The sequence below is a fragment of the Exobacillus caeni genome (genome assembly GCF_005747095.1).
Taxonomy (GTDB): domain Bacteria; phylum Bacillota; class Bacilli; order Bacillales; family Guptibacillaceae; genus Exobacillus; species Exobacillus caeni.
In genome coordinates, this window is the sequence record NZ_SWLG01000007.1 from 36562 (window position 1) to 62140 (window position 25579).

Here is a 25579-nt window from a genome sequence, read left to right on the forward strand (position 1 = left end):
GTCCTGTAGTACGGGAAATTTTATCCTCAAAGGAGGTATTAGCAATGCGTAACAATGATTCAGTCCGATCGTATGTAAACCTTTTCGCTTTTCTTTTAGTAATCTTAATGAATTACCTTGCAAATGCCCTCCCGCTAAACGGCCAAACAACAGGCGAAGTTTCTGCCCAGTACCCTGTTCTTTACACTCCTGCCGGTTATGTATTCTCTATCTGGGGATTTATCTATCTTTTAACAGGTATCTGGGTTATCTATCAGCTAATACCGAAGCATCGCGAACATCCCGTTTTTAAAAAAGCAAGCTACTGGTTCGCCTTGAGCTGTGTTCTGAATATTGGCTGGATCCTTTTATGGCACTATGAATTTATTAATCTAACACTTGTTGTGATGGTTTCACTTTTATTAACATTAATTATTATTTACAGAAAAACAGCTGATGCTGAACAATCTTCCTTCTGGCTAAGAGCGCCGTTTTCAGTTTACCTTGGATGGATTTCAGTGGCTACAATCGTAAACACTGGAGTAGTGCTAGTTGAAAATAATTGGAGCCAGTGGGGAATATCGGCTGAAGCCTGGACAGTGATCATGCTTGCTATCGGTTGTTTGTTGGCTGTCTGGTTTGCATTTTCAAATAAAGATTTCTTATATCCTCTCGTATTCATCTGGGCATTCATAGGTATAACGGTAAAACAGTCGGAGTATGACATGATTGTTAATACTGCATGGGTTCTCGTCGGCATTCTTTCGATAGTGGTTCTCATCCGAGCCTTTCGAAGGTTTCAATCAGTATAAAAACTTTAATTAAAAAAGGGGCCAGACACTTTGCTTTTGAGTCAGCCCCTTCCTTCCTGATTTATGTTATTTTTTGATATAAACTTTCCACCATGGTCTCTGCTAGAATCACAGCCTCTTTGATTAATATAAATAAGGTTAGTCGTTGTTATTATGTAGCTTTAGATTTAAGAAATTTTTCCCGAGAAATCCTATTCCGAAAAGCATCATCATAGCGCTTGCTGCAAAGAACCCTTTCGCATAATATGGAATCCTTGCCTCCGGAACACGATCGTTTATTTCAAATACAAAAAAGTGCACTCCGATCCCATCACCATCTACATTCGTACCAAGAGACCACAGGCCAATCCCTTTGTTTAACAATAGTATCGCGATAAAGATAAAAGCTGCTGGCACGATCCAGCGACTAAATATATTCATGATTATCGTCCATCCGGTCTGCCTTTCTCCCGGCATATAACGTGATTTGGACTAGAAAAACTGCCAGCAGAGAAAATATGCTATTAAAAACAATGGCAAACGGCACTAGCCCGGGAACTTCAAAGATAGCAGCATACAAATATCCTCCCAGCATACTCACTAATACAATAAAGCCGAAGTGAATCTTTTGAAATAAGAAAAGCACTATTCCACTGACCAGCATCACTAATGCTCCCATAATGAGAAAGTGAAAGCCAAAGATAACTAAAAAGTCCATTCAGTCCCCTCCTTAAAAACTTAGCACGTTTTATATAAGTAGACGATATGTAAGAAAATTCGGTTTCATTTTAATAATTAACAATCAAAAAAGAGCTGCAAAAATGCATGCTCTTAAAATCTTTATATGTATCTTTTATTCATTTGGAAATCATTATACCACTCAACGTTATCCCACTTATTATAATCGTGTTCGGTAGTTTGATAATATCATTCACACGTCACCGACCAATTAATCGCTAAAAAGCCCTTCTCACCATGCGGAATCTTGCTGTTTTCTACACACAGTTGCTTTGTGTGCTTAAATAATTGGTAGTTCGAAATCATTACAACTGACAATGCAAGGAACAGAACGATAACAAAAAATTTTTTCTTACTCATCTTAGACTTTCTCCCCTGTTTCAGTTCAACTGCGAAGTTTATAAAACAAAACTCTCAATCTTTTAATAATACCAATTTTCACCCTTGTTTATTCTTAATATCTTCTAATAACGCAATAATCTTTTCATTCTGTTCGATCATGTCCGCATTTTGTTTCCTTAACCTGGTAAAATCAAACAGAAATATAATTAAAATGACCACGATAAAAATACCCATCTATTCACCTCAAATCTCTGGTTAACCCGCTTCTTACTTCAACAAAACGAGTTGTTTTCCTTCTATAAAAAAATGGTGAGGTGTAAACTTATGTCGGTTTACACCTCACCATTTGTAATTCAGAGCCTTATCTTAATAAATGGAAGCATGCTGATGTGCATGGAGCCTTGTAAAAATCCCATCCTCAATAGAGAGCAGTTCGGCATGAGTACCATCCTCCACAATACCGTTTTGGTCTACAACAAGAATTCTGTCTGCATTTCGAATCGTTGCCAATCGATGGGCGATGACGAGCGTTGTCCGGTCTTTGGCGAGCTCTGTCAACGCTTCCTGGATGATTGCTTCTGTCTCTGTATCCAGGGCAGATGTGGCCTCATCCAGGATAAGGATACGCGGGTTTTTCAAGAACATACGGGCAATCGACAGGCGCTGTTTTTGCCCTCCTGATAGTTTTAACCCTCGTTCACCGATTTGAGTGTCATACCCATCAGGCAACGCTGCGATCAGATCTGTAAGGTGTGCACGTCTTGTCGCTTCCTCTATCTCTTCCTGCGTCGCATCTAACTTTCCATATGCTATATTTTCCCTTAACGTCCCGGTAAACAGGAACACATCCTGCTGAACAATGCCGATGTTGGAACGAAGCGATTCCTTCGTCATATTGCGAATATCGATTCCATCTATCGTGATAAAGCCTTTCTCAACATCATAAAACCGTGGGATCAAGGAGCATATCGTTGTTTTTCCTGCTCCTGATGGGCCAACAAAAGCGACGGTTTGCCCGGACTGGATAGTAAAGCTCAAACCGTTCAGGATACTCCTGTTTTCTTCATAGCCAAAGGTGACATTATGAAAAGAGATATTTCCATTTAACTCCGGTACTTCGATGGCATCTGGCATGTTTTCAATATCCGGTTCCTGGTCCATCAGTTCGGCAAATCTCTTAAATCCAGCCATCCCTTTCGGATACAATTCAAGTAATGCACTAATTTTATCGATCGGTTTAAAAAGGACGTTCACATAAAGGATAAAAGCAACTAATTCCCCGTAAGTCAACAATCCTGAGAAACTCAACCATGCTCCGTAAACAAGAATGATCAAAGTCATTAAACGAGTGGTGATATATATTCCAGATAAATTCACACTCATTACCTTATAAGCCTTCAGTTTCGAAGCTCGGAAAAACAAGTTATTTTGATTAAAACGTTTCCTTTCATATTCTTCATTCGTAAAGGATTGAACAACACGAACGCCTGATACGCTATCTTCTACCCGTCCGTTAACATCTGCAATATTTCCATACATCCGGGTCCACGCTTTATTCATTTTGATATTTGAGTAAGAAATAAGCCAAACAAGGAATGGAACAATGATGATCGCAATCAATGCAAGCTTTGCGTTGATCGTTATCATGATCCAAAAGGCTCCGATAAAGGTCATAACGGCAATGAACAGATCCTCGGGGCCGTGGTGGGCAAGCTCCCCGATATCCATCAAGTCATTCGTTATTCGACTCATGATGTGGCCGGTTTTCGTATTATCGAAGAAACGGAACGATTGACGTTGAACATGATAGAAAAGTTCCCTTCTCATATCTGTCTCAATATTGATTCCGAGCTTATGGCCCCAAAAGTTAACGACAAATTGCATAACGGAACTGAATAAATAAAGAGCAAGCAGACCTGCGCTGACAGCCAGAATGGTACTCCAGTCACCTTCAGGCAAAAGGCTGTCGATAAACCAGGAAACGGCCAATGGAAATCCAAGCTCTAAAATCCCAACTAAAACCGCACATACAAAATCGATGTAAAACAGCTTCCGATGCGGGCGGTAATAACTAAAGAAGCGTTTGATCATAAAGGTATCCCCCATAAATTAACGAAATTGTTCTCACAATATAGTAAATTACAATTCTATAAAAGGCAATAAGTATTTAAAAAGCGTACCCTACATTGAGGATACGCCTTTTAAAACATATAGTCTTATAAAACTGGATCACAAAGTTCCACGTTATTCTCCGTTTCAGTCCATTTAGAGTAGATTTCCAGCGTTCATTTTTCAGGTGCTCTTCGATATCCATTCTCTTCAATCCATTGGGGTTAAGCCTTGAAAACATTATAGAGAATCTACTTCCATAAGAATTTGGACGCTTAAAAATAAGTTTGGTCTTAAAATTTTCAACTGAGCTATGACGTTAACGACAATTAGAAAAAACGCGGACCTATTCTTGAGGAAATCGCGTTTTATCCTGGAATTATTCGATATAACTACTTTTTGCCGTGCAGTTCTGCTAATACATCATCAATTTCTTTTACTAAGAAGCTATACTCTTTTCTTTCTTCGTATTTTTCTCTGTTTTTCATTAATGCTTTTTCATATGCCGCATCTAAAGCTTCTTCAGCTGTTATTTCTTGATCAGGTATGACCCCGGTTCCTTCCCAGTTCCCCCCTGTTACAGGACTGATCGATCTACCGGAAGGAATAAAGAGACGTATATGCTCTGTAACCTGATGATAAAATCCAGGATTGGCACCGCCACCTGTGATTTCACCGAACACCTCTGCTCGCCCCATGTTTTTCATGGCATAAGCAAACAGTTCTCCTGCTGAGAAGGTCCTCTTGCTTGTAAGAATATAGACAGGCTTGTCCAGATAAAGTTGCCCTGGTACATGTGGCAGGGTCCAAACTTGTGATGTCTTATCTTCATCCTTTCTGTAAAAGCTTTCTATATGTGTAGGTTCTTTCACAAGATAGCTTGCGAACAGTGAAACCATATACGCGGTTCCACCGAGATTTTTTCTTAAGTCTATGATAAGGGCGTCGGTATGAGTTATTGCGTTCATCGCATTGATTGCTGACTCAGAAGCTTCAGGAACTGTATCCATGTCATAAAACACTCGAAGATCGATGTAGCCGATATTTCCCGGCAGACGTTCGATTCGGTGGATTCCGTAATTATTGATTTCAGCAACCCTTTTGTATTCAGCTACCATCTCTTCATCGGATACTTCTTCAGCATTATCCGAATGGTTTTCCTGAATCATAATATGAAGATGCTTATCCCCGTTTACAGATTGAAGGTCTTCTTCAATACTCTTTTTCAATTCCTCATGATTTGAAAGCTTCTCATATTTCCCCTCGGTTAGTCCGCGTTCCAAACGAGAACAAACCTTATCAGCCACCTCCGGAAAAATATAGTTCTTCTTCAAAAGGACTACGCTTTTTAAGATAAATTCAGAGATTTCTTTTTTGCTAAGATTGATTTCTTTAACTGTATCCATCAGCTTCGTCTCCTCGATGTTTTTATCAAATTTAGAAATTCCTTTAAAGTCTTTAAAATCCTCTTTTTTAAATTGCAAGAGTATGGCAAGTTTCTGATGAATACATTCTGTTCTATCATAACGTTTTCTTATTTCGCTTTTGCAGTAATATAAAAACGGCGTACACTATATGCCGCCGTTTTTATATTCTTGTATCCTAAACCCTATATCCTCAAACCGGGCATAGCCTACATTACGCAACCTTATTAAGTTAAGTATGATCTATTTAGTACCTTACTCTATCAAATTAGGAAAGAAAGTCATAAAAACAATCATAAACACAACACTTACAAATGTGATTAGTACAGAAGGATAGTGATAAAAGATAGTTCTTTTCAAATGGTCAATAAATAAGAAAATAACCAATCGTGAAGTAATCAATCCGACTACGAAACCCACAAGTCCACTTTTCAACCGTGTTTTTAAATTTATCATCCAATGATCACTCTCTCCTTAGGATATTGATAGCGATCTTTAACTTCTTTTCCTCTAATAATGAATAACAATGAAAAGATTCCAATTCGGCCAATAAACATCAGGGCTATGATAATAATTTTTCCCGGTGTACTTAGCTCAGAAGTAATTCCCATTGACAAGCCAGTCGTTCCAAAAGCTGATGCTACTTCAAAAGTGATTTCCATTAAATGAAATGGCTCAAATCTAATCAAAAGAATGACAGCAAAGAAACAAATTATTCCTGCAGTAACAATGACAATGAAAGAACGTATTACATCTTGTTGATCAATCTCTCTGTTGAAAACTTTGATCGTATTTTTTCCCTTTGCAAATGAATAAATGCTTAGAAGTGCGATAGCAAATGTCGTTGTACGAATACCTCCTCCCACACTACTTGGTGATGCTCCAATAAACATCAAACTACTGATTCCAAGAAGAGTTGCATTATTAAATTCGCTAACATCCATTGTTGCCAGCCCGCCATTTCTAGTTGTAACCGATTGAAAAAGCGCATAAAAGAACGATTCGTGCCACGTCTTTCCTTGAAAAAAGTTACCTTGTTCAAACACCAATATAAAAAGTGTTCCGATTAAGACTAAAGCAAAAAAGGTAAAGGTTGTTAACTTAGTATAAAGTGAAAATCGAAAAGGAAAGTTTCCTCTATGTATTAAGTATTCTTTTACTTCGATCAATACAGGAAAACCGATTGCTCCAAGAATTAAAAGGGTAATATTTATAAATTGAACAAAGTAATCCTGAGCAAATGGTACAAGGGACGAGCCTGTTATATCAAAGCCAGCATTTGTTGTCGCACTTACAGAAGCAAAAGCACCCTGAATGTAAGCTTCTTGCCAGGTCGGGAAGTATTTCATAAAGTACGTTCCTAAAATAAGAAAACCGATAAATTCTATTAACAGAATAAGCCCTAGAATTTGTTTCATTAATCGGACCAGTCCTGAAAAAGTTGATCGGTTTTGATCGGTCATAATTAACTGTCTTTCTCTAAATCCGATTTTCTTTCCAAACAGCAACCAAACAAAGGTCCCAAGAGTCATAATGCCGATTCCTCCAAATTGAAGAATGAACATTGAAATAAAATAACCTGTTGTATTGAAAGTGTCTATTGTTGAAACAACCGTTAGCCCAGTAACACTTACCGCACTAACAGCTGTAAAAACAGCATCAACAAAGGAAAGTTCAACACCTGGTCTGTGAGCGAATGGTAAACTTACTAATATTGTGGATATCACTACAGCTGAAACATAGAAAAGGACAATTAATTGTACCGAAGTTAACCTTCTAGTGATGCGTTGTGTATTTCTATCGTCTTTTACGTTCATTTGTTTTCACTACCTTTAAGTTTAGAACTACTCCCATTTATGGAATAACTATACTATATAAAAACCAACCACTTTATACAATGACGGTAGAGCTTTAATACTTTGTGGAGGTTAGGAAATGTTTGAAATTATAAAAAAAGTAGTTAAGGTTAATACTCTTAAACTTGTCATATATACTTTTATTTTTTATATCGTTTGTGCCTTTATTATTTATTTTTTAGAACCAGAAAATTTCAGGAATCCCTTTATTGCATTCTGGTGGGTTTTAACCACGGTCACCACTACTGGCTTTGGTGATTATGCCCCCGTCACTGTTCCCGGAATGTTGTTCGCTATGTTTTTATACCTTTCAGGGATCGGTCTTATTGGCATCATTATTGGCAAAATCGTTGATTCGATATCTTTTTATAGGAGGTTAAAAATGGAAGGGAAGTTGAGCTACAAAGGAAAAAATCATTTTGTTATTATCGGCTGGTCATACAAGGCCCAAAAAACTGTGGAAGAAATACTAATAACAGAGCATATAGATACAGATATCGTATTGGTCGATCAATTAAAAGAATCACCGTTTGAACATGACCGTTTCCATTATATTTGCGGAAATCCTACCAGTACTTCTACCTTTGAACAAGCGAATTTATCCATGGCTAACTCCGTTTCCATATTCGCTCCTAAAAGTGAGGATGAAACTTTTGCAGACGGAAAAACATTGTTAATAACATCAGCCATAGAGAAATATGCAGCCGAGATAAACAAGGCAATTTATACGATTGTAGAAATTGTCCATCAAGATCATATTGATATGTTCAAACACGCACGTGTTGATGAATTTGTGTTATCAAATGAAGCTTTTCCTCATTTAATAGCTAAAACGATGCTACATAACGGCTCCAGTCAGCTATTTATGCAGCTATTAAGCAACAAGTATGGTGACAATTTATGGGAAATAAACCCTGCTCCAGAATGGAAAACATATCGGGATGCATTTGAAGCATTAAGTAAACAGGGGGCAAACTTGATAGCAGATGGTTCCGACTTTAGCATTATACGAAGAATGGATGATAACATCCCCGATAATGCAGATCTATATATTATTTGCGATCAAGAAACTTTTCAACAAATAAGATTAACGTAAGGAGTTCCTATGAAGGAAACTCCTTTTTTTGCACACCTAATAGATATGTCATCCAAATATTTAAAATTCTATATAAAATGGATGGGTGTTTTTATCCAGGCTATATTCGATTCTCTCTCTGAAATTCATAAAAGTTACCATTTCTAAAGCTTGCTCGATAGGATAGAACCCTACTTCGAGGCTCTCTGGAGAAGTCGTTAACGTGCCTCCAACCGGCTTAGCTAAAAAAAGTGTATTGCATATTGAGCCTTTTACATTTTGGAATACTCCACAAAATTGCAAATCCTCGATATCAATACCTGTTTCCTCTTTCGTCTCCCTTATTGCCGCCTCTTTCAAAGACTCTCCTTCTTCAACTTGTCCGCCCGGCATCTCCCAACCTCTTCTGGGTCCCTTGATTAATAGAATTTCCCTTTGTTCATTGACTACAATAGTTGCTGCTGAAACGATATGCTTTGGCGGTGAGTAAATAGTTTGTGTCCTTTGCTCCAATTGACTACCCCCTTTTCTATAAATTTAGTTGAAGTTACTCCATCATAAGGCAAGAGTTATTTTTTCTTTTTGTTTTTGCCTCTTAGATTTAATCCAATGATCAAACACACTATTCCTCCCATGAAAGCGGAAAAGATAGCGATAAAAGCGTTATTGTCCAATTCGATTCCCCTCACAAACTCTTTTAATTCCATTTGCAAAAACCTGTTAAACTTATTTTCTTTCCCGTGAAGTATTTCCTGCAATGTTAATGTGCTTTAACTAAATTATTCGGTTCATTTCTATTATTCTACTTGTCGTTGGAACCTGCTGTCCTTTTTTCATTAAGAAAGAAGCTACAAGAGCAGCTTCTAATCATATAAAGAAAAGAATTTTGTTATTGTTTATCTCTTCCATATTAAACTGTTCCTGGATTGCCTTCATATAGTAAATGCTTTTTTTAAAAGGAACCACCAGTTTCTACTCATGGATCGGATTTCCCCTTAAATATTTCCTTAAATTCATGTTCAATCAACCGGTAATTTGATTTCCACTGTTGTTCCCTGCTGTTCGTTACGTTTTATTTGAATTGTGCCGTTATGCGACTTCACGATTTGAAAACAGACCATTAATCCAATACCAGTTCCCTTTTCTTTTGTATTGTAAAAAGGCTCGCCCACTCGCTCCAGTAAGTAATCAGGGAGTCCCTTTCCATTATCCTCTATGGTTACGCAGATCTCCTTTGCAGAGCTTCTTATAACATTAAAATGGATATGTCCTCCTGTTTCCATGAATTCCATATTATTAACAAGTAAGTTCACAAAGAGCTTTTGAAAGTGTTCTTCCACGCAATAGATTAGTGGAAGGTCCTTTTCAATTTGGCTTTCAACACTAATATTCCTTTTTTCTAACTCATCTTTCATATTAGAAATTGCATGCTCGATCATATCCTGAATATTTTTATAAACGAACTTGTTTGCTTGTGGCTGAGCCAGAAGGAGGTATTCTGAAATAATCGCTTCAATCTGGCGCAATTCATCGAATACTATCTCTGTATATGGTTCTTCCTGTCCGCTATCCTTCATTGTTAATTGCAACAATCCTTTGACAGAAGTTAATGGATTGCGGATTTCGTGGGCAAAGCTTGCGGCCAGCTCTCCAACCACAGTTAAGACACAATTCTTTCGTTTTTCTTCCTGGAACTGTTTTCTTTCGCTAATGTCCCTTAAAACAGAAAGATGAATACCTGGTGTTACATTGGCAACAGCAGCATATTCAACATCAATAGAAACTCCATCCAATATTTTCAATAAAACCTGGCCAGTCCCTTCCCCTTTTTCCAATAATTCCCGCAGATTCTGTTCATTTGCGGATTTGTATTCAGGATGAATAAACTTATCCAACGATGTTTTTAACAGTTCTTCCCTGGAGACCTGGAACAATTCAACAGCAGAATCGTTAACTTCAACAAATCCACCTTTATCATCTAATAAAATAATTCCATCAAGGGCATGGTTAAACAATCCCCTGTACTTTTTCTCGCTCTCGATAATTTTTTGTTCCATTTCTTTTTTTTCAGTTATATCAAATGAAGTAGCTACTACTTCAACAACTTTTCCATCCTGCACAATCGGGGACAGAGTAGTAAGGAAAATACGATCATATAAAGCTGTCTCATATTGGACAACCTTTCCTGTAAAAGCAGTTGCATATCGCTCTTTAAAGATTTCAGCGATGTTTGGAGGGAATACTTCATCAACCGTTCTTCCAACTAGCTCTATCGTTCTTAAGCCAACTTCAGAAGCATGCTTCCCATGTGCAGAAGTGTATAAAAAGCTGCCATCTTCTAGCTTTTTTACTTTAAAGATGATGTTGTAAGCGTTCTCAAGTAGAGAGTGTGAAATCGACAATTCTTCTTTATATAAGGAATTTAATGAGCTTAATTGTTTATTTTCGCGCTCAAGTCTTTGAATGTCAATTTCTTCTGCCTTTTTCCTGACAACCATCTATTCATCCCCCCTTGGATGTTAATTCCCTGTATTTTCTTGAATTCCTGCGAAATGTTACGATAATTCTATTTTACTAAACAATTTCTCGTTTAAATGAAAAAATCAGGTAATTCCTCCTAATAAAATCTTCCAAATCTTCAAATAAAAACAAATCAAGTGTTCAATTTTCCCTGTTTACAAGACATAAAAATTAGCCCCTAACGATTTTCATCGGGGCTAATAAATACGATATTCTTTTTCATACCAAAAGTTAGATAGAACCATCGTTTAAAAATCTATTCTTGCCTTTTTTAACCTCGATTCCTTCTTTCACTCCCTGATAATAATATCGGTCACCGATTCTACTAACTTCCCTTTTTTTATTTTCGATAGTAAAGCTAAGAACATAATTATTCTCCACGCTCATTCTCCTTTCAACTTCTCTAATTTTCCCTGTATCCAACGTTACCTTTTCAAAGTGATTCTTGCTGTCTGTTTCCATTTTACAGAACAAACGTTCGATTATCGAGTGATTTTCTTCCTGATGCAAAAGGCCCGTTTTATTCAGCAAAAAAACGGTGCCCCATATAAGAGCACCGCCAAGGCTTACAAGATTAAATTATGTTATCGTTTCGGCTTCTTTCGGAAGAGCTTTAACTTTTTTTAGGTAATCCGTAACCCTGTTGTCATCAGCATACGGATACTTAAAGTTCAATTCATCTGCTACATAAATAGCTGTTTTCCTAAACAGGTCACACATGGTAAAAAGAGATTGCCAGATCCCTTCATAAGTAGCATCTGGGTATGTTGCAACAAAAGTATCCCATTCTTCTTCTTCAAGGAAATCTTTAAAATACTTACCGAACTTGCCGGCACTTTTTTCAAAGTTTGTTTCAATGCCGATCTTCCATTCCAGCATCCGGATCAGGACATTCCTGTTAACCTGTTCGTACATCACCATCGCATAAGAGAGTTCTTCCCGCCATAGCCCCTTGCTGATGTTCATGCAGATCCACCAGAATTCATTGCAAACATCCTGAAACTGTTTCTCCGTTGTTTTTTTAATCAAGTAGTCTTTGTCGCTGGAAGGAGGAAGCTCTCCGATGAGCCCATCCTTATCCAGGAGCAGCACACTCAGGCTATCCGGTTGAAGCAGTTCTCCCATTTTTTCAACTGGAACCAAGGTAAGATCGATCCTGTTGCCATCCAAAAACTGCATCAGGTAAACAAAACGACCATCTTCTTCTGCTGGAGGCAGCACTTTATCCTCCGGCATCTGCATCATGATCCGCTCCCCGAACCGATCTACCCAGCTATGGTCCGAGGTGAACGTTTCGATGTCTTTTACAATGTAGACAATATCATAATCCTGGAATAAGTCTTTTTTTACATTTGGATTGGCTCGTGACCCATTCATAACCACAGCCCGGATCCGCTCATCATTCTGAGCAGTTCCGAGTATAACATCCATCATTTCCTGTTCTGTACGCATCGTTATTTTCCCCCTGTCATAAAAGTGATTCATCCTTTACCTATCTCACCTTTTAAAAAGGAGGAGGCCTTGCCAGTGGTGTTAAGTTTACACGTTATAATCCAGTCAGGTTCTTCTTCATAAAATCATCCTTTCTTTTTAAAAATCTTTATTTAGAGATTACAATTACCCCGCCGCAATGGGATATGGGATGAAACTCACAACAGCCAACATTCCTGAGTGCCTGTTTCAATTCGTCAAAGACAAAATAGAATTCCTCTTCGTCCCAGTAATCAATATTGTCCCTTCTGCACTTTTCAAGCTTGTTACGGGATTGAAAGGCAATATCTCCAATAAAAATTTTACCTTCCTCAGAAAGTATGGTCTGCAGTTCCTTTATAAAGGTAACTTTTTCATCATCTGGCAAATGATGAAGCGCATAGGTGCTGATGATCGCATCATACTTGTTTTCTTTTATCTCTTCAGGCACCCCTTTGGAAATGTCCCATTCTAAGAGAAGTGCTTGCGGCATTTTAGATTTCGCGATCTCGATCATTTTTGCTGAAAAATCGATGCCATGGATCGTGTGGTTATTTTCATAAAGCTTACCAGTTAACACACCTGTGCCAAATCCGATGTCTAATACCTGTGACTCTTCGTTCTGCATTACTTCATTGAAAATAGTGTTCAATATCTTTTTGTATCCGGCAAATGGATATACGTTATTCTCTTCGCTTACTTGAACCGTTTTATCATATTCATTTGCCCATAAATCAAATCCCTGCTTGCTTAACATGAATACCCTCCTAATTGAATGGGCGCCGAGATTCGATTATGTAATTATGTATTCTTACTAATCGACAGGCTGCCCTTCTCTTATATAAAAAACGTTTTGATTTGTTGGTGATTGATTCTGTTTCATTGAGATCCCCACCTTTTCTTAATCTATGTAAATAGTAACATAATTCTGAAGAGTTCAGACACAAAAGTGGCGTGCCATTTGTCTTTCAAACAGCACGCCACGTAGTTCCTGCTATTTCAACTGGTTTGCGATCTTCTCAGCAGTTTCTTTCCCGTTTACAATACATGCTCCGATTCCGACTCCGTAATAGGAAGCACCGGCTAGATAAATATCAGGATAATCAGCTGCCAGCTTCTCATTCAAGGATTCGATCGCCTCGCTGTGCCCGAGGTTATAATTCGGCATCATGTCTTTCCAATTCGTTACTTCAATTGACCGCGGCTTCCCCTCGATCTTAAGGCTTTTTTCAATGTCCGATAAAGCCACCTGCGCTAGCTCCCCTTCATTTAACTCCTTCAACGACTCATAATTAGAATTGGAACTTTTATAAAAAAGCCGAACGAGCAAATTGCTGTTCTTTGAAGTATGTGACCATTTTCTGCTGGTCCATGTGCAGGCATCACACTTCACGTCCGTGTTTTCCGAAACGATAAAACCTGTGCCATCAGCCGGAAGCTCGTCGTCCGGTATATCAAAGCCGAGGTAGATGCTAATGAGCGATGAATTCTTAAATCTATTGAAGTCCTCATCCACCGTTTCATCCGACAGCAACTTTTGTGCAACATTGTGTGGTGTCGCTAACACAACATAATCCGCTTCCAGTGTTTCATGGTTTTCAAAGGAAAGCTCATATTTATCGTTACTTTTTGTGATGCTTGAAGTTTTTGCACCTTTTAAAACAAGAGCGTCGTTCGCTTTTTCCTCGAGCTTATCGATCAGGGTTGAAAGGCCGTTTTCAAAGGATACGAACTTTCCCTTTGACGAAGACTTGAACTTTTCTTTATTTTCCTCTAACCCTTTGATGATGCTGCCGTATTTATTTTTATAATCGAGCAGGTAAGGAAGCGTTGAAGCGATCGTCAACTTGTCGAGCTTTCCTGAATAAACGCCTGAGAGTACGGGAGCAATTTGCTTCTCAACCAGTTCTTTTCCAAGAAAAACTTCCAGGAACTCTCCGATCGAGCTTTCTTTCGTAAAGTGCTCGTTCTTCGTCTCGAGATCTTTCAGCGCTTCTTTTTTCCCTTTTTCAGAAACGAGTGTACTGTTGAATAACGCTTCTACACTCATCGGAATTCCAAAGATGGTATCTGCCGGAATCGCATGCAGCTCATTGTTCGTATAGATGTAGGATATCCCGGTCGTGTTATACACCATCTCATCCTCAAGGCCAAGCTCCTCGATCAATGGCATGACGCCTTCGTTGCGTGCGACAATCGAATCCGCTCCCGTTTCGATCGTAAACCCATCGTTTTTTACCGTCGATATTTTTCCGCCAAGATCTTTATTTTGTTCAACAAGGACCAGCTTTAAATCCAATCCCTTTTCTTCCTTCATTTTTTGTAAATAATAAATGGCAGATAATCCTGTGATCCCGCCACCGACAACAACTGCTGTTTTCAAGCCGCTCACTCCTGTCTGGTCCAACTGATTTCATCTAGTTTAAAATACTTTCCGATTGTAAGTACTCTTTATTGTAACAAATTTAACTTTGACAAGAGAAACATACACTATTTGCTTCTCTTTCTTGATTTAGTTTACGGGGAATACGGGGGAAATTCTGTGAGTGTCGTCACTTTGTGAGTGTGAAAACGGGGAGAGTTGGAGCTAAAGTGCTGAAACGGGAATAAATTGTTCCGAAGATAGAATAAATTGGCGTGAAGCAGGAACAAATCCTTCTGAAAACAGAACAAGTATCTTTGAACTACGAATAAGCTGTTTTGAAGCTAGAATAAAAGGTGGTGAAGCTGGAATAAGCTAGTTTGAAACTAGAATAAATGTCTTTAATTAAAATTTTTCCCGGGTGGTTATTGAAAGATTTCCTGGAATCTCCACTAGACTCGCCCAAACTCCGAAAGATTGCGTTGAACTACCGAAAAGTCCCGCTGAAACCCTGAAGAAATGCGCTGAACCTCCTATAAACCTCCACGAACCTCTTATAAACCTCTCCGAACCTCCTATAAATCTCTCCGAACCTCCTATAAACCTCTCTGAACCTCTTAAAAGCTCCTCATAACCTCTTATAACCCGCCTCGAACCTCTTAAAAAACTTCCTGAACCTCTTATAAACTTTTCGATTAGCTTATAATTTCTATTGAAGGCATCCAAAAGAAAAAGCTAAGAACTTCTGTCCTTAGCCTTTCTGATAAAAGAAGTTAGGTTTTATGATCTCATTTTTGTATGGCTTGTGAAAGATGTGGGTAGTCGCAGGGGAAACCGGTGGAATAAGCCACGTCCAGTTCCCGGTAACTTTTCGGTCTGCAGCCTCTTCCTTTTTTTCAAAATGCTTGAACTGTTGCGCTGCACTGTGATGGTCGACGATGGTCACTCCGGCTTTTTTATAAGAATCCAGTACCGCATAATTAAGCTCGACCAGTGCCCGGTCTTTCCAGAGCGAGTAATTTTTTGTGACATCCAGATTCATTTTGGATGCAATGTCTGGCAACAAGTTATACCTGTTATCATCCGCTAAATTCCTTGCGCCGATCTCCGTTCCCATATACCACCCGTTAAAAGGAGCGGCAGAATATTGGATGCCTCCGATTTCTAACCTCATATCGGAAATGAACGGTACAGCATACCACTTGATGTTTAGCTCCTCAAACCAATCATAATCAGGGTGGCGAATCGGAACTTCCAATACTTTATCTTCAGGAAGTTCAAAAAGCACGGGAGAGTTACTTCCTTTCTGGATAACAAGCGGTAACACATCGAACGGTGTTTTTTCCGACGTCCAACCCATCTGCTGGCATTTTTTCGTAAATTCCAGAGAATGAGGGTCTCCTATTACTCCGTTTTCTGTTTCATAGCCTGCATAACGGATCAGCTGGTGATTCAGAATCCGCAATTGCTGTTCGCCTTCCACATCCGGTTTAAAAACAGTGATCGCAGCTTTGATCTTCCCGTCGTTCGTCGCATAATCGATATGGTTAAATAATGCATCCCTGATTTCCTCATCCGATTCTATTTCACGTTTGTCGAAAACGGTAAGACTGTTCCAATACAACCTGCCGATACAACGGTTGCTGTTGCGCCAGGCCATTTTTGCTCCGTGTTCCAATTCTTCAAATGTATGCTCATAATGATTTTGTTCTCGGATTTGTTCTTCTATTTCCTCTAATCTTTTCGTCGTTTCATCAAACGATTTCCCCAATTCCTTATAACACTGGTGGATAAATTCTTTTGCTTCCGAAAAAAGCTCAGTATTCAAACTAAGACCGCCTTTGTTCTTTGTCGTCTTGCTATTACGTTTCCCTGTAATGCTGACTTATTATAACAAAAATACAAAAGCAACTATGTCGGGAGCTTTTACGATTACATGACGTTTTTATCCAGTTATCGCATAAATGCAGGTATCTGTTAACCTTTTTCCATCAGCTGACAGGTCTTCATTTCTAAGGATTCCTTCTAAGGAAAACCCCAATTTTTCAGGGATAGAACGGCTTTTAACGTTTTCGGATTCACACCTGATTTCCATTCTATTGAACTGAAGATGACTCATTCCGAGATCCGCCAATTCCCTGACTGCTTCAGTCATATATCCGTTTCCACTGTACTTTGTGTTTATCCAGTACCCGATTTCACCTTTGGGAATATCCCAGTCTATTCCCTGAATACTTGCTGTCCCAATGAAATGATTGCTTTCTTTATGAAAGATAAGAAATCGAAAACTTTCTCTTTCTAAGAATTTAATATGTGCTTTTCTCAAGTTGATTTCAGTTTCCTCGACTGCCGGGATGGTCTGCGCAAATGGCAGCCACATTCTTAATTCATCGTATGATTCCCTTATTGCCTCGTTGACAATCGGCCCGTCACCTTGTAATAACGGCGCCCTTAAAAATAGTCTTTCTGTTGCAAGCTGAGATGGTAAATCTAACATTATTGGATCCATTATTTTCCCCTCCTTATTAAAAAAACAAAAAAACTCTCACCCCCAAGACCTTAGATCTTGAGGACGAGAGTTGTGACTTCGCGGTACCACCTCAGTTTGCCAATATGTCGCCATATCGGCCTCTTCAGCTACTGTCATAGCCTATCCTGGTAACGGAAGAAACCGTCTTACTATCCCTGTATCTAATGAACAGTTCCGTAAGAAGCTCAGAGGTTTTTTTCGTAATGGTGACTGTTGCTCCCTTTCAGCTAAAACAGGAGCTCTCTGTGAACGGGCTTCCATTACTACTCTTCTCTTCATCACTAAGTGATTTGATTTTTATTAGATTAGCATACTTTCAATATTTGTCAATCATTCTAACATTACCCAGAAATGGCTGGACAGGATGACCTGTTATATTTTATTTTGCTTTTTTAATCGAAAATGCAATATGATACCGATCATGCTCCAGATATTTAAGATCACACCGACTACAAGCATACCTAACTCCATCCAGGGATGTGAATGAGAGTTTACCGCAATAACCGTGACGCTCCATCCTATTACTAACATCGCTGCCAGCAACGGCAAATTCTTAACCAGTCTAAACTCCTCCCAATCTTTGCAACTCTTTCTTTATTATAACTTGTTTTCAATGACTTTGAAGGCTTTCACCCGCCAAAAGACCAGATGAACATAAAGAAAATAGCTATCCCTGCAAAGATACTGCCGATAGAGACCGTTGCAATGGAAATCGATCTACCTTTTCCACTTTCCCTGGCAGTCCCGATTATCCCAAAGATTATCCCCAACAAAGCAGTGAAAGGAGCTAACTGAATAAAGGTCACGATAGCTCCGAACCCATTGTTGCTGAGAACAGAAACAAGAAAAAGAATGATTTGCATGATGAAGACAAGCAAGAATAGCGCAGATAGCTTTCCTGGTAAAGTTTTTGGCACGATGAAAACTCCTTTTTTGAAGATTATGCAGCTTAAGAAAGGTGCTTAAGTTATACCCCCGCCAAAGAAAGCATCACAACCCACATAACTAGTGCTGTTCAATCGCCGTGAGACACACCTTATAAATTCTTGATGTCAAATTAACAATAGCTATCAATAAATACAGCCATTAAATACAATCTTTATAAAATCCTTCTCTTTATTAAGTGAATGCTTTCTTTCCATTACTTTAAGGTTAACCTTTGAACTGAAAGCTCTCCGGGGTAACTGAATGGCTTTCCCTCACCTTTTCAGCCTGTCGTTTTTTTCTTTGTTTCTTTAGAATAATGGGATTTTTCAACTCGTAAACAATACAGTTAATCGATAAAATCGTTAAGGCAAATGCCGATACCGGAGCAAGGACCATCCAGGGATAAGAAGTAGCATACTGAAAGTTTTGGGCAATGAGCCCCGCCCACTCGTTTGACATTGAAAAAGCTGCCTTTATCGGTTCGCCTGTTTTCTGATCGTATTCGATGACTCTTATATCCGTTCCGCCAATAAATACCTTCAGAAGTCCCAGGTGGGCAAAAATTATAAGCACCTGTCCAACCTGTTGTACAAAAAGAAGCCATAATTTCGGGTTTATGAAAGGAACGACATGTTTCCGATAAATGTGGAAAAAACCTCCTCCCATTATTCTGGAGCTTGCAATAAACTCTTTTTTCGTGATCGCATTAAGCTCATTCATTATATAAATGGATAATACAGGTACACTGACAAGCATCAAGATGATCATCGGATAGATGATTTTAGTGGATGTATCATAGCTCCAGCTAAAAACTACAACAACAGGTGCGATTAAGATGTAAGTAAAAACAGTTAAAGGAGCATAATGAAGTGAGTCAGCAAGACCTGTTAACGTGATACGGAAAGGGCCGGGAAGCAAATAAAGCATGATCCCTCCAACAAAGGATAAAAGCATTCTTCCAAATGCAACAACAATAGAGAGACCAATCGTATACTTTGCTCCTTCTATAATCTTCAATAAAAAACTGTTTCCGTCCAGGTCACTGCCTATTGGAAACTTGGCAGAAGGCGGAAAAGGTGCAAGCGCCACCACATTATGGTTCTCATCATAGAGTACCTTCTGAGGCTCTGATTCTTCTTCTAGCGATGGGCTGTATGCAAAACTGCTAAGAAGAAGAGTAAGGATAAACGCTATTCCCAGCAGAACAAGAGGCCTTTTAATAAAGAAAAGCCAATTACCCATTAATATCCGCCTCCAATATCGAACAAGCTATCTAATATCCATTTACCTGTTGTGAAAAATATAAAAAAAGGAATGAAGACCATGAATAATCCGTAGGTTAAAAGTTCCGGGTTCACAACACCGTTTTCATAGATAAAAGTCATAAACCCCGGCATATCAAAAATAATTTCCAGCATTAATAAGTTGGCGAGGGCAAACCAAAAAATGCTTTTAAAATGATTGAACAACGTTATAATAGAATTTCTTAAGATATGCTTCACCAGGATCGTTGTTCTTTTCAACCCTTTTCCTAATGCTAGTTCAACGTATGGACGTTTCTCTTCTTCCTCAAAAGAAAGCAATAAGTGTTTATGTATATAGACGGCTGGAAGGATAGCCAGGACCATGATCGGAAGTACAATAGCTTCTTCATCAAACCCGCTCGTTATATTTAAAAGAAGAATTTCAGTTTTTTTATAGATCCAGATAATAAGTAATTGAATAAGAAGAATAATGAAGATATCCGGCAAAGACTCAACCAGAAATATTATTGCTTTTGGTATTCTCCTTTTTCCCGGCGAGAGATACATAGTAAATACAGTTAGCATCACTGCTGTAAAAAGACCGATGATTAAAGCAACGGTAAGATAGAGCATGGAGTGCAGGTAGATTCCAAAAAATTCAGGAAACAGTGTATGCTCGCTTCCCCTTGCATAGTATTCGATGAATCCACCGGAAAAGATAGATTCCACTGTATGGGCGATATGGAGAAAGTATTCTTTATAATTCAATACTAGCGAGTCGTATAATCCTACCGTGTTATTCAGCTTTTTTTCATCTATCAGTTTCAGGACGGCTATTTGTCCTTTCATATTAAAAAATAAATAAGGGAGTGAACCTATCAAAAGGATCCCAAAAGAGGTCAGCACAAAGCTGACAATCGTCTGCAGTAAAAATGTTTTTACTGGCAAATTAGTCATCCCGCTTCCTGAGAATATTTTCTTGTTCGTTTACTTTTTTTCATCGTACCAAGCCCCTTCTCCTTTATAACGATGCCGCATACAAATAGGTTTCACATCAAACAATATTTGCGGCTCTTTCGTTATTAATTAAAGAAGAGCTGCAAGGGCAACTCTTGAAACCTCTTCTCTATCTATTAAACATTTATCATCTGGGTATCATAAGCGAACTCTACGTTTACACCTGAATCTTTTAGCTTCTTTTCGAGCTCCTCCAATTCGCTAAAGCCCAGTCCGTTTACTTCTTCAATGTGCGTTAGCATCACTTTCTTGGCATTAAGTTCTTTCACCACTTCTAATGTTTCATCAAACGTGGACTCCACTTTTAAAACCGGATGATCCTCGGCAATCAGTCTCTCCCCGCTTAGTGGATGCACCTCAAAAATTCCAGCCGGCAATATTGCGAGGTCAACCTCTGGCATAGAGCTGTCCGGTTTCCAATTATTTAATTCATCCATCGCGACCAGAACTTTTTTATTTTCGCTTTCAAGCAGAAACGCATAAACATAATCCTCAGCTAAACGAAATGGGGAAATTTTTGTCTCATTTAAAACAAAACTCTCTCCATCTTTCAGTTGATGTATATTCGCAAATCCCTGATAACGAAAGAAATCTAAATGGTCGGCACTACCAAGAAATGTTTCAAAATCAACACCTACCTGTTCTGGAACATAAACATCAACTGTTTTATGTTCGGGAGGGTAGTTAATCCAATCTGCACTAATGGACTCGATCACTCTTCTACCCATCACATGATCCGGATGCCAGTGTGAAAATACGAATCCATCGACCCTTTCAATCGTTGAGCGGTTAATTTGTTGGTAAATATCTTCCGGTGTATCAATTAATAGATTTGGACCATGAACAAATATGCTCGGCCCCATCCTGCTGAATGGCAATCCTTTATCCCTTGCTTCTGTACAGACCTTACATTTACAAAGTGGCCTTGGTATCGTCATAGCCCCGCCTGTCCCAAGAAACTCAATCTTCAATGGAAATCCTCCCCGTAGTTAAAATAATGTTCTAATTATATCTTGTATACATTACAGCTTTTTGCTTTTAATAATCAATGTAGTAGGAAGAGTTTTAGCTTTATCATAAGAGTACCATCTATTCGAGTGCCTCTTGAGTTCTTCGTCTGATAAACAAACATCTTCTATAACTCTTTCTATCTTAAAACCATTAGTGACTAATGTATTCAGATATGTACTGAGCCTGAACTGCTGCATGATCGCTGGCTGATCCCATGCCTCATGATAGTAAGGACCTTCTTCATGGTATGATTTATTAAAACTTAACGAGCCATCTATTTGTTTTACACGACTATATATTGGATGCTCCCAGCTAAAAATAAATATTCCGTCTTTTTTAAGATACTTGTTCACGTTTCTTACAGTTTTATCAAGATCCGTTGTCCATCCCAGAGCATAAATAGAAAAAACGACATCAAAGTAATTAACTGGCAAACCCGGATCTTCCTCCATTGGAGATTCGAATATTTTTACTGGAGAAACAGATTTCTGTAATAACTTTGTAGCTGAATCGACTTGTGTTTTAGACAAATCAACTCCCCACAGTTCCCCTGCATTTCTTTTGTCCATATATTGTAATGAATGGCCACTGCCACAGCCAATATCCAATACTTTCAAATTTGTAACATCTCCGAATAAGTTCAGTTGATCTTCACTGGGTGCAAGCGGTCCATACTCCGGCAGAGGATTCCTGCCAAAAAAACGGCCTGCTGCCTGATCCCAACTTTGTTTGTTTATTTTAAGTGATTTATGATCCATAACTAAAAATTCTCCTTATTTAAAAAATATTCTACTATTCCAAACAGCCGAACTCCTTCAACTGCTTATACCTGTTTACCGCAAGAACCCCCTTCCAGTATCTCCTTGCAACTTCAAACTCTTTTGGATAACTCCCCCAGTTCCATGAAATATCCCAGATCCCTTCCTCTGTCATTTGATCAATATAGAAGTTTAGATTTTCATCAACTAATGGTCCGAATTTTTCGCAAAGTGGATGGGAAGGATCATCTATAAAATCGAGTGGTAGAGCTTTATATCCCGCAGCCCAGGTTGAAGGATCCTTTTCCACACATTTTACAGCTAACAGCATTACTTTTTCGGAAACGTCATCCAATGAATGTGCGAGCTTACTGTTAAATACAGCTTCAGATGGTTTTAATAAGTTCACGAGTTGCTGAAAGTTGTTGATTTCGTGCCTGTCCATTTCAGTCTGTTCCATCAAATAGGCAACTGCTTTTTCAATGGAACTCCAACCTATATGAGCAGCCGGACTTTCTTCAGAAGACCAGTGGACTAGAAACGCAGCCAGTTCTGCCCCTGGATTAAACATCCAGTTATCTTGTACTCCTTTTCGCCAGTGCCACCATGGTGCATGTGGATGATCATTATTTTCAGGCAGTACAGAACACCACATTCCTGTTTCCAGATGATAGGTTTCAACTAAATAAGAAATCATCGACTCTACCACTGGATCATTTGCGTCCGCACCTACTTCGATCAATATTTGTCCTGCTGCCCATGTAGCCATAGGAGATGATTTCGGTAACCAGAAATCAGGCTCAATACCATGTCCAAAGCCGCCATCTTCATTCTGATAAGGTTTTAAAAATTCCATCACATTCTCTTTGCTTCCGTTTTTCAATAGAAACTCAAATCGGGCTTGTTCTAGGTCTCTAGCTTTTGATTGTATAAACTCTTTTGCTTTTTCAAACTCACTCCTTGACACCTTTTTCACCTTTAAACTCCCCTTTTAAAAACTACTCCTGTCTTAAAACAAGGTTTGCTCTTTTAATCGGTTCCTCTGATTCCAAATAAAAATCTTCCGCCTTCCAATATCTTTTTAAAAACTTTTCGATGGATTTTTGGGTCGGTTCGCTTTCACGAAAAAACCGCCGTTCTCTCGGACAATCGAGATAAACGACATAATCAAAATAACTTCTCCACTCTTTTCTCTGCAGAAAAACTCCTTCGACTATGATCACACCATTTTCAGGAAGCGTGACGATTTGATTGCTCCGTGAGTCTGATTCATTATCATAAAAGGGGAGGTCGAGCTGTTGCGAATCTTTTAGTTTCTTGAAAAAGTTTTCTTCCAGCCACTTCGTATCCCATTGCAAAGCATAATACTCATACCATTCTTCTTTCCCTGTTCCGTATCGTTTTTTCCGTTCTTCAATATGGTCATCGATATGGAAAATATAACAAGGAATCTCTTCCTTCATTAACTGCAATTCAAGGTTTCTTACAAGCGTTGTTTTTCCGGATCTGCTTAACCCATCAATACCAAGAACAAAACGTCCTTCAAATTCTGATACCTGTTCTATAATAGTTGTAATTTCTTTGCTCAAAGGACTCCCTCGCTTTTACAAGTAATCAGTATCAAATCATCTCTCATAATCTTTTCGCTAAAACCTAACGTGACCCTTTAAATTTTTTCCAATAAAAAGAAACGACTCTTTCCAAGAATCGCTCTCATATGATATTTATGCTCTTTCCATGGATATATCTTTTGCAGTTCTAGCTCTTCTTACTTCTTTTGGTTGTCGCTCTCTAATAATCATTGTTACTAGAAAAACAATTACATTTGCTGCCGCACAAAAAATTCCTATCCAGATAAAACTGCCTCCATGGAGTAAGGAAGCTGCAATTGCGGCAAAGAGAGCTGAACCCATATGCATGGCAGAGCTGTTGAGTGACATCACGGTACCTCTTATAGAAGGGCTAAGTTCTGAAATAAGAGCCGTCAATGCAGATTGGCCAAATCCGTAAACCGTAGCCCACAACACATTGATAAGAATAGCGGGCACAAGACTGTTCGTCATGGAGATAACCATCACAGAAGCAGCAACAACGAGACTGGAACCCAATATCATCACTTTTTTCCCGTATTTATCTGCTAACCTACCGCCAACAACACTGCCGATTACACTCCCGAATCCTGCAGTCATTAGGACTAACCCAATATCTCCGGATGTTAAGTCGAACTTAATGCTATAAAAGGTGCCTATATTCACAAACATCCCCTGCAGTCCCCCGTAATATAACAACGTGACCAGCAGAGCTAAAAACACCGAACGATTCGATAAGGCCGTTCGAAACTGCTTAACTACAACCAATAAAGAATGGTCTGTTTTCTGTATATCTTGAGCGATATTTGGTATAAACTTCCAAACTGCGATGGAAGAAGCTATCGATAGGAACCCGATAAGCCAGAAAGCCAATCGCCAGCTGAACAACTGAGCAACATACCCTCCGAGCGGGACACCGACAATCGAGGCGGATATAAGCGCTCCGGTCACAATTCCGATCGCCCTGCCCCGCTCTTTATACGCGTAACGATCACCGACAAGCGCGAAAACGACCGGCCCAACCATTCCGGCACCTATTCCCGAGAGAGCTCGAAAGGTCAGGAGCATAACAAAACTGCTGGCAGTTCCTGTTAGTGCAGTAGCTAATGCAAAAACGACGCTGCCAAATAATAGCATTTTCTTTCTTCCCAGACGATCCGATAGCGCTCCAAAAACAGGAGCTGAAAGGGCATAAAAAACAGCATAAACTGCAACTAACAGGCCGCCTAATTCAATCGGCATATTCGTTTCCTTTGCCATCGTTGGAATCAATGGAATCGTAACTATTAGGTCAAAACCGACCAGAAAAGAACAAAACGCTAAGACTGGTAAGAAAAGCGTTTTACGATTGATCGTTTTCATGATTGCACACCCGTTTTATCATGCTGTGCCTTTCTTTCCCTAAAGCGCTCGACCTGTTCCTCCAGCCGGTGTTTGACAGCATCCAGCAAGTTTATCTGATTGTTGATTTCATTCAGCTTACTTTCATATGTTTCTAATAGCTCCTCACAAAGTTCATCCATTTCAGGTTGGGGATTGTGATGTTTGCAATCCAGAATCCCCTCTATTTGGTCGGTGGTTAAACCCAGTCCCAAATACAATTGAATCGTTTTGATAACTTCAATAGCAGACTCATCGAAATCTCGATATCCATTATCCAGTCGTTTTGAGGAAATTAATTTTTTTGCTTCGTAATGCCTGATCGATCTGACACTGGCTCCGGTCCACTTAGACAGTTCACTGATTTTCAATTAAAATACCTCCTTCTTTTTCGATTAACTTTATCTTAAAGTATGACATTAATGTCAGGGTCAAGAAGAAAGTAAAATATTTTTCA

The 25579-nt window shown here is 38.9% G+C and carries 27 protein-coding genes and 1 other annotated feature; of the genes, 2 read left to right on the forward strand and 25 right to left on the reverse strand.

The window, feature by feature from the left end:
• Positions 1–44 precede the first annotated feature (44 nt).
• Positions 45–791 carry a TspO/MBR family protein gene (locus tag FCL54_RS10965; RefSeq protein WP_138126336.1) on the forward strand — a complete coding sequence of 249 codons (747 nt, stop codon included), beginning with the start codon at positions 45–47 and terminating at the stop codon, positions 789–791.
• 138 nt (positions 792–929) lie between these two features.
• Here FCL54_RS10965 and FCL54_RS10970 read toward each other — a convergent pair whose 3' ends face one another.
• The 7 genes from FCL54_RS10970 to FCL54_RS10995 all read right to left on the reverse strand — a co-directional run bounded on the left by FCL54_RS10970 (position 930) and on the right by FCL54_RS10995 (position 7200).
• Positions 930–1211 (reverse strand): hypothetical protein, encoded by a 282-nt coding sequence (locus FCL54_RS10970; RefSeq protein ID WP_181954882.1) that lies wholly within the window; start codon positions 1209–1211, stop codon positions 930–932.
• Positions 1198–1488, reverse strand: a complete 291-nt coding sequence (locus tag FCL54_RS10975) for a hypothetical protein (RefSeq protein ID WP_138126338.1) — start codon at positions 1486–1488, stop codon at positions 1198–1200. The genes FCL54_RS10970 and FCL54_RS10975 overlap by 14 nt, the downstream gene beginning before the upstream one ends.
• 209 nt (positions 1489–1697) lie before the next feature.
• Positions 1698–1868 (reverse strand): hypothetical protein, encoded by a 171-nt coding sequence (locus FCL54_RS23970; protein WP_171016789.1) that lies wholly within the window; start codon positions 1866–1868, stop codon positions 1698–1700.
• 78 nt (positions 1869–1946) lie between these two features.
• A complete protein-coding gene (locus FCL54_RS23975; RefSeq protein WP_171016790.1) occupies positions 1947–2084 on the reverse strand; it encodes a hypothetical protein in 138 nt (45 codons plus the stop codon).
• A 132-nt stretch (positions 2085–2216) separates the two neighbouring features.
• Entirely contained in the window at positions 2217–3941 is a 1725-nt protein-coding gene (locus FCL54_RS10980; RefSeq protein ID WP_138126340.1) for an ABC transporter ATP-binding protein, read from the reverse strand.
• A 410-nt stretch (positions 3942–4351) separates the two neighbouring features.
• Positions 4352–5365, reverse strand: coding sequence for a S41 family peptidase (locus FCL54_RS10985; protein ID WP_138126342.1), 1014 nt, complete (start codon positions 5363–5365; stop codon positions 4352–4354).
• A 470-nt stretch (positions 5366–5835) separates the two neighbouring features.
• On the reverse strand, positions 5836–7200 hold the full coding sequence (locus FCL54_RS10995; RefSeq protein WP_138126346.1) for a TrkH family potassium uptake protein: 1365 nt from the start codon (positions 7198–7200) through the stop codon (positions 5836–5838).
• Between the two features lie 118 nt (positions 7201–7318).
• Here FCL54_RS10995 and FCL54_RS11000 point away from each other — a divergent pair, with 118 nt between their 5' ends.
• Complete coding sequence (locus FCL54_RS11000; protein ID WP_138126348.1) at positions 7319–8335, forward strand: ion channel; 1017 nt, start codon at positions 7319–7321, stop codon at positions 8333–8335.
• 60 nt (positions 8336–8395) lie between these two features.
• On the opposite strand, the gene FCL54_RS11005 is transcribed toward FCL54_RS11000, so the two are convergent.
• From FCL54_RS11005 to FCL54_RS11100, 18 genes are all read right to left on the reverse strand, one after another.
• Positions 8396–8827: an NUDIX hydrolase gene (locus tag FCL54_RS11005; RefSeq protein ID WP_138126350.1), complete on the reverse strand. Its 432-nt coding sequence runs from the start codon at positions 8825–8827 to the stop codon at positions 8396–8398.
• Between the two features lie 506 nt (positions 8828–9333).
• Complete coding sequence (locus tag FCL54_RS11010; RefSeq protein ID WP_138126351.1) at positions 9334–10812, reverse strand: PAS domain S-box protein; 1479 nt, start codon at positions 10810–10812, stop codon at positions 9334–9336.
• A 253-nt stretch (positions 10813–11065) separates the two neighbouring features.
• Positions 11066–11365 (reverse strand): hypothetical protein, encoded by a 300-nt coding sequence (locus tag FCL54_RS11015; protein WP_138126353.1) that lies wholly within the window; start codon positions 11363–11365, stop codon positions 11066–11068.
• A gap of 48 nt (positions 11366–11413) precedes the next feature.
• Positions 11414–12286 carry an aminoglycoside 6-adenylyltransferase gene (locus tag FCL54_RS11020; RefSeq protein WP_138126355.1) on the reverse strand — a complete coding sequence of 291 codons (873 nt, stop codon included), beginning with the start codon at positions 12284–12286 and terminating at the stop codon, positions 11414–11416.
• A gap of 148 nt (positions 12287–12434) precedes the next feature.
• Positions 12435–13061: a class I SAM-dependent methyltransferase gene (locus tag FCL54_RS11025; RefSeq protein WP_138126357.1), complete on the reverse strand. Its 627-nt coding sequence runs from the start codon at positions 13059–13061 to the stop codon at positions 12435–12437.
• Positions 13062–13298: 237 nt separating this feature from the next.
• Entirely contained in the window at positions 13299–14687 is a 1389-nt protein-coding gene (locus FCL54_RS11030; protein WP_138126359.1) for a protoporphyrinogen oxidase, read from the reverse strand.
• 730 nt (positions 14688–15417) lie between these two features.
• Positions 15418–16494 (reverse strand): nitric oxide synthase oxygenase, encoded by a 1077-nt coding sequence (locus FCL54_RS11040; RefSeq protein ID WP_138126363.1) that lies wholly within the window; start codon positions 16492–16494, stop codon positions 15418–15420.
• 117 nt (positions 16495–16611) lie between these two features.
• Positions 16612–17175, reverse strand: a complete 564-nt coding sequence (locus FCL54_RS11045) for a GNAT family N-acetyltransferase (protein WP_138126365.1) — start codon at positions 17173–17175, stop codon at positions 16612–16614.
• A gap of 56 nt (positions 17176–17231) precedes the next feature.
• Positions 17232–17484, reverse strand: a binding site (T-box leader).
• 84 nt (positions 17485–17568) lie between these two features.
• Positions 17569–17727, reverse strand: a complete 159-nt coding sequence (locus FCL54_RS11050; RefSeq protein WP_246055216.1) for a hypothetical protein — start codon at positions 17725–17727, stop codon at positions 17569–17571.
• A gap of 98 nt (positions 17728–17825) precedes the next feature.
• Entirely contained in the window at positions 17826–18113 is a 288-nt protein-coding gene (locus tag FCL54_RS11055; protein ID WP_138126368.1) for a hypothetical protein, read from the reverse strand.
• Positions 18114–18348: 235 nt separating this feature from the next.
• Positions 18349–19365, reverse strand: a complete 1017-nt coding sequence (locus tag FCL54_RS11060) for a hypothetical protein (protein WP_171016791.1) — start codon at positions 19363–19365, stop codon at positions 18349–18351.
• Complete coding sequence (locus FCL54_RS11070; RefSeq protein ID WP_171016792.1) at positions 19365–20315, reverse strand: ABC transporter permease subunit; 951 nt, start codon at positions 20313–20315, stop codon at positions 19365–19367. The genes FCL54_RS11060 and FCL54_RS11070 overlap by 1 nt, the downstream gene beginning before the upstream one ends.
• A gap of 185 nt (positions 20316–20500) precedes the next feature.
• A complete protein-coding gene (locus FCL54_RS11075; RefSeq protein ID WP_138126376.1) occupies positions 20501–21355 on the reverse strand; it encodes an MBL fold metallo-hydrolase in 855 nt (284 codons plus the stop codon).
• A 51-nt stretch (positions 21356–21406) separates the two neighbouring features.
• A complete protein-coding gene (locus FCL54_RS11080) occupies positions 21407–22153 on the reverse strand; it encodes a class I SAM-dependent methyltransferase (protein ID WP_138126378.1) in 747 nt (248 codons plus the stop codon).
• 34 nt (positions 22154–22187) lie between these two features.
• Entirely contained in the window at positions 22188–23129 is a 942-nt protein-coding gene (locus FCL54_RS11085) for a hypothetical protein (protein ID WP_138126380.1), read from the reverse strand.
• A 22-nt stretch (positions 23130–23151) separates the two neighbouring features.
• Positions 23152–23742: a kinase gene (locus FCL54_RS11090; protein WP_138126382.1), complete on the reverse strand. Its 591-nt coding sequence runs from the start codon at positions 23740–23742 to the stop codon at positions 23152–23154.
• Positions 23743–23877: 135 nt separating this feature from the next.
• On the reverse strand, positions 23878–25104 hold the full coding sequence (locus tag FCL54_RS11095; protein WP_138126384.1) for an MFS transporter: 1227 nt from the start codon (positions 25102–25104) through the stop codon (positions 23878–23880).
• Positions 25101–25493: a MerR family transcriptional regulator gene (locus tag FCL54_RS11100; RefSeq protein WP_138126386.1), complete on the reverse strand. Its 393-nt coding sequence runs from the start codon at positions 25491–25493 to the stop codon at positions 25101–25103. Before FCL54_RS11100 ends, FCL54_RS11095 begins: the two co-directional genes overlap by 4 nt.
• Between the last annotated feature and the right edge of the window lie 86 nt (positions 25494–25579).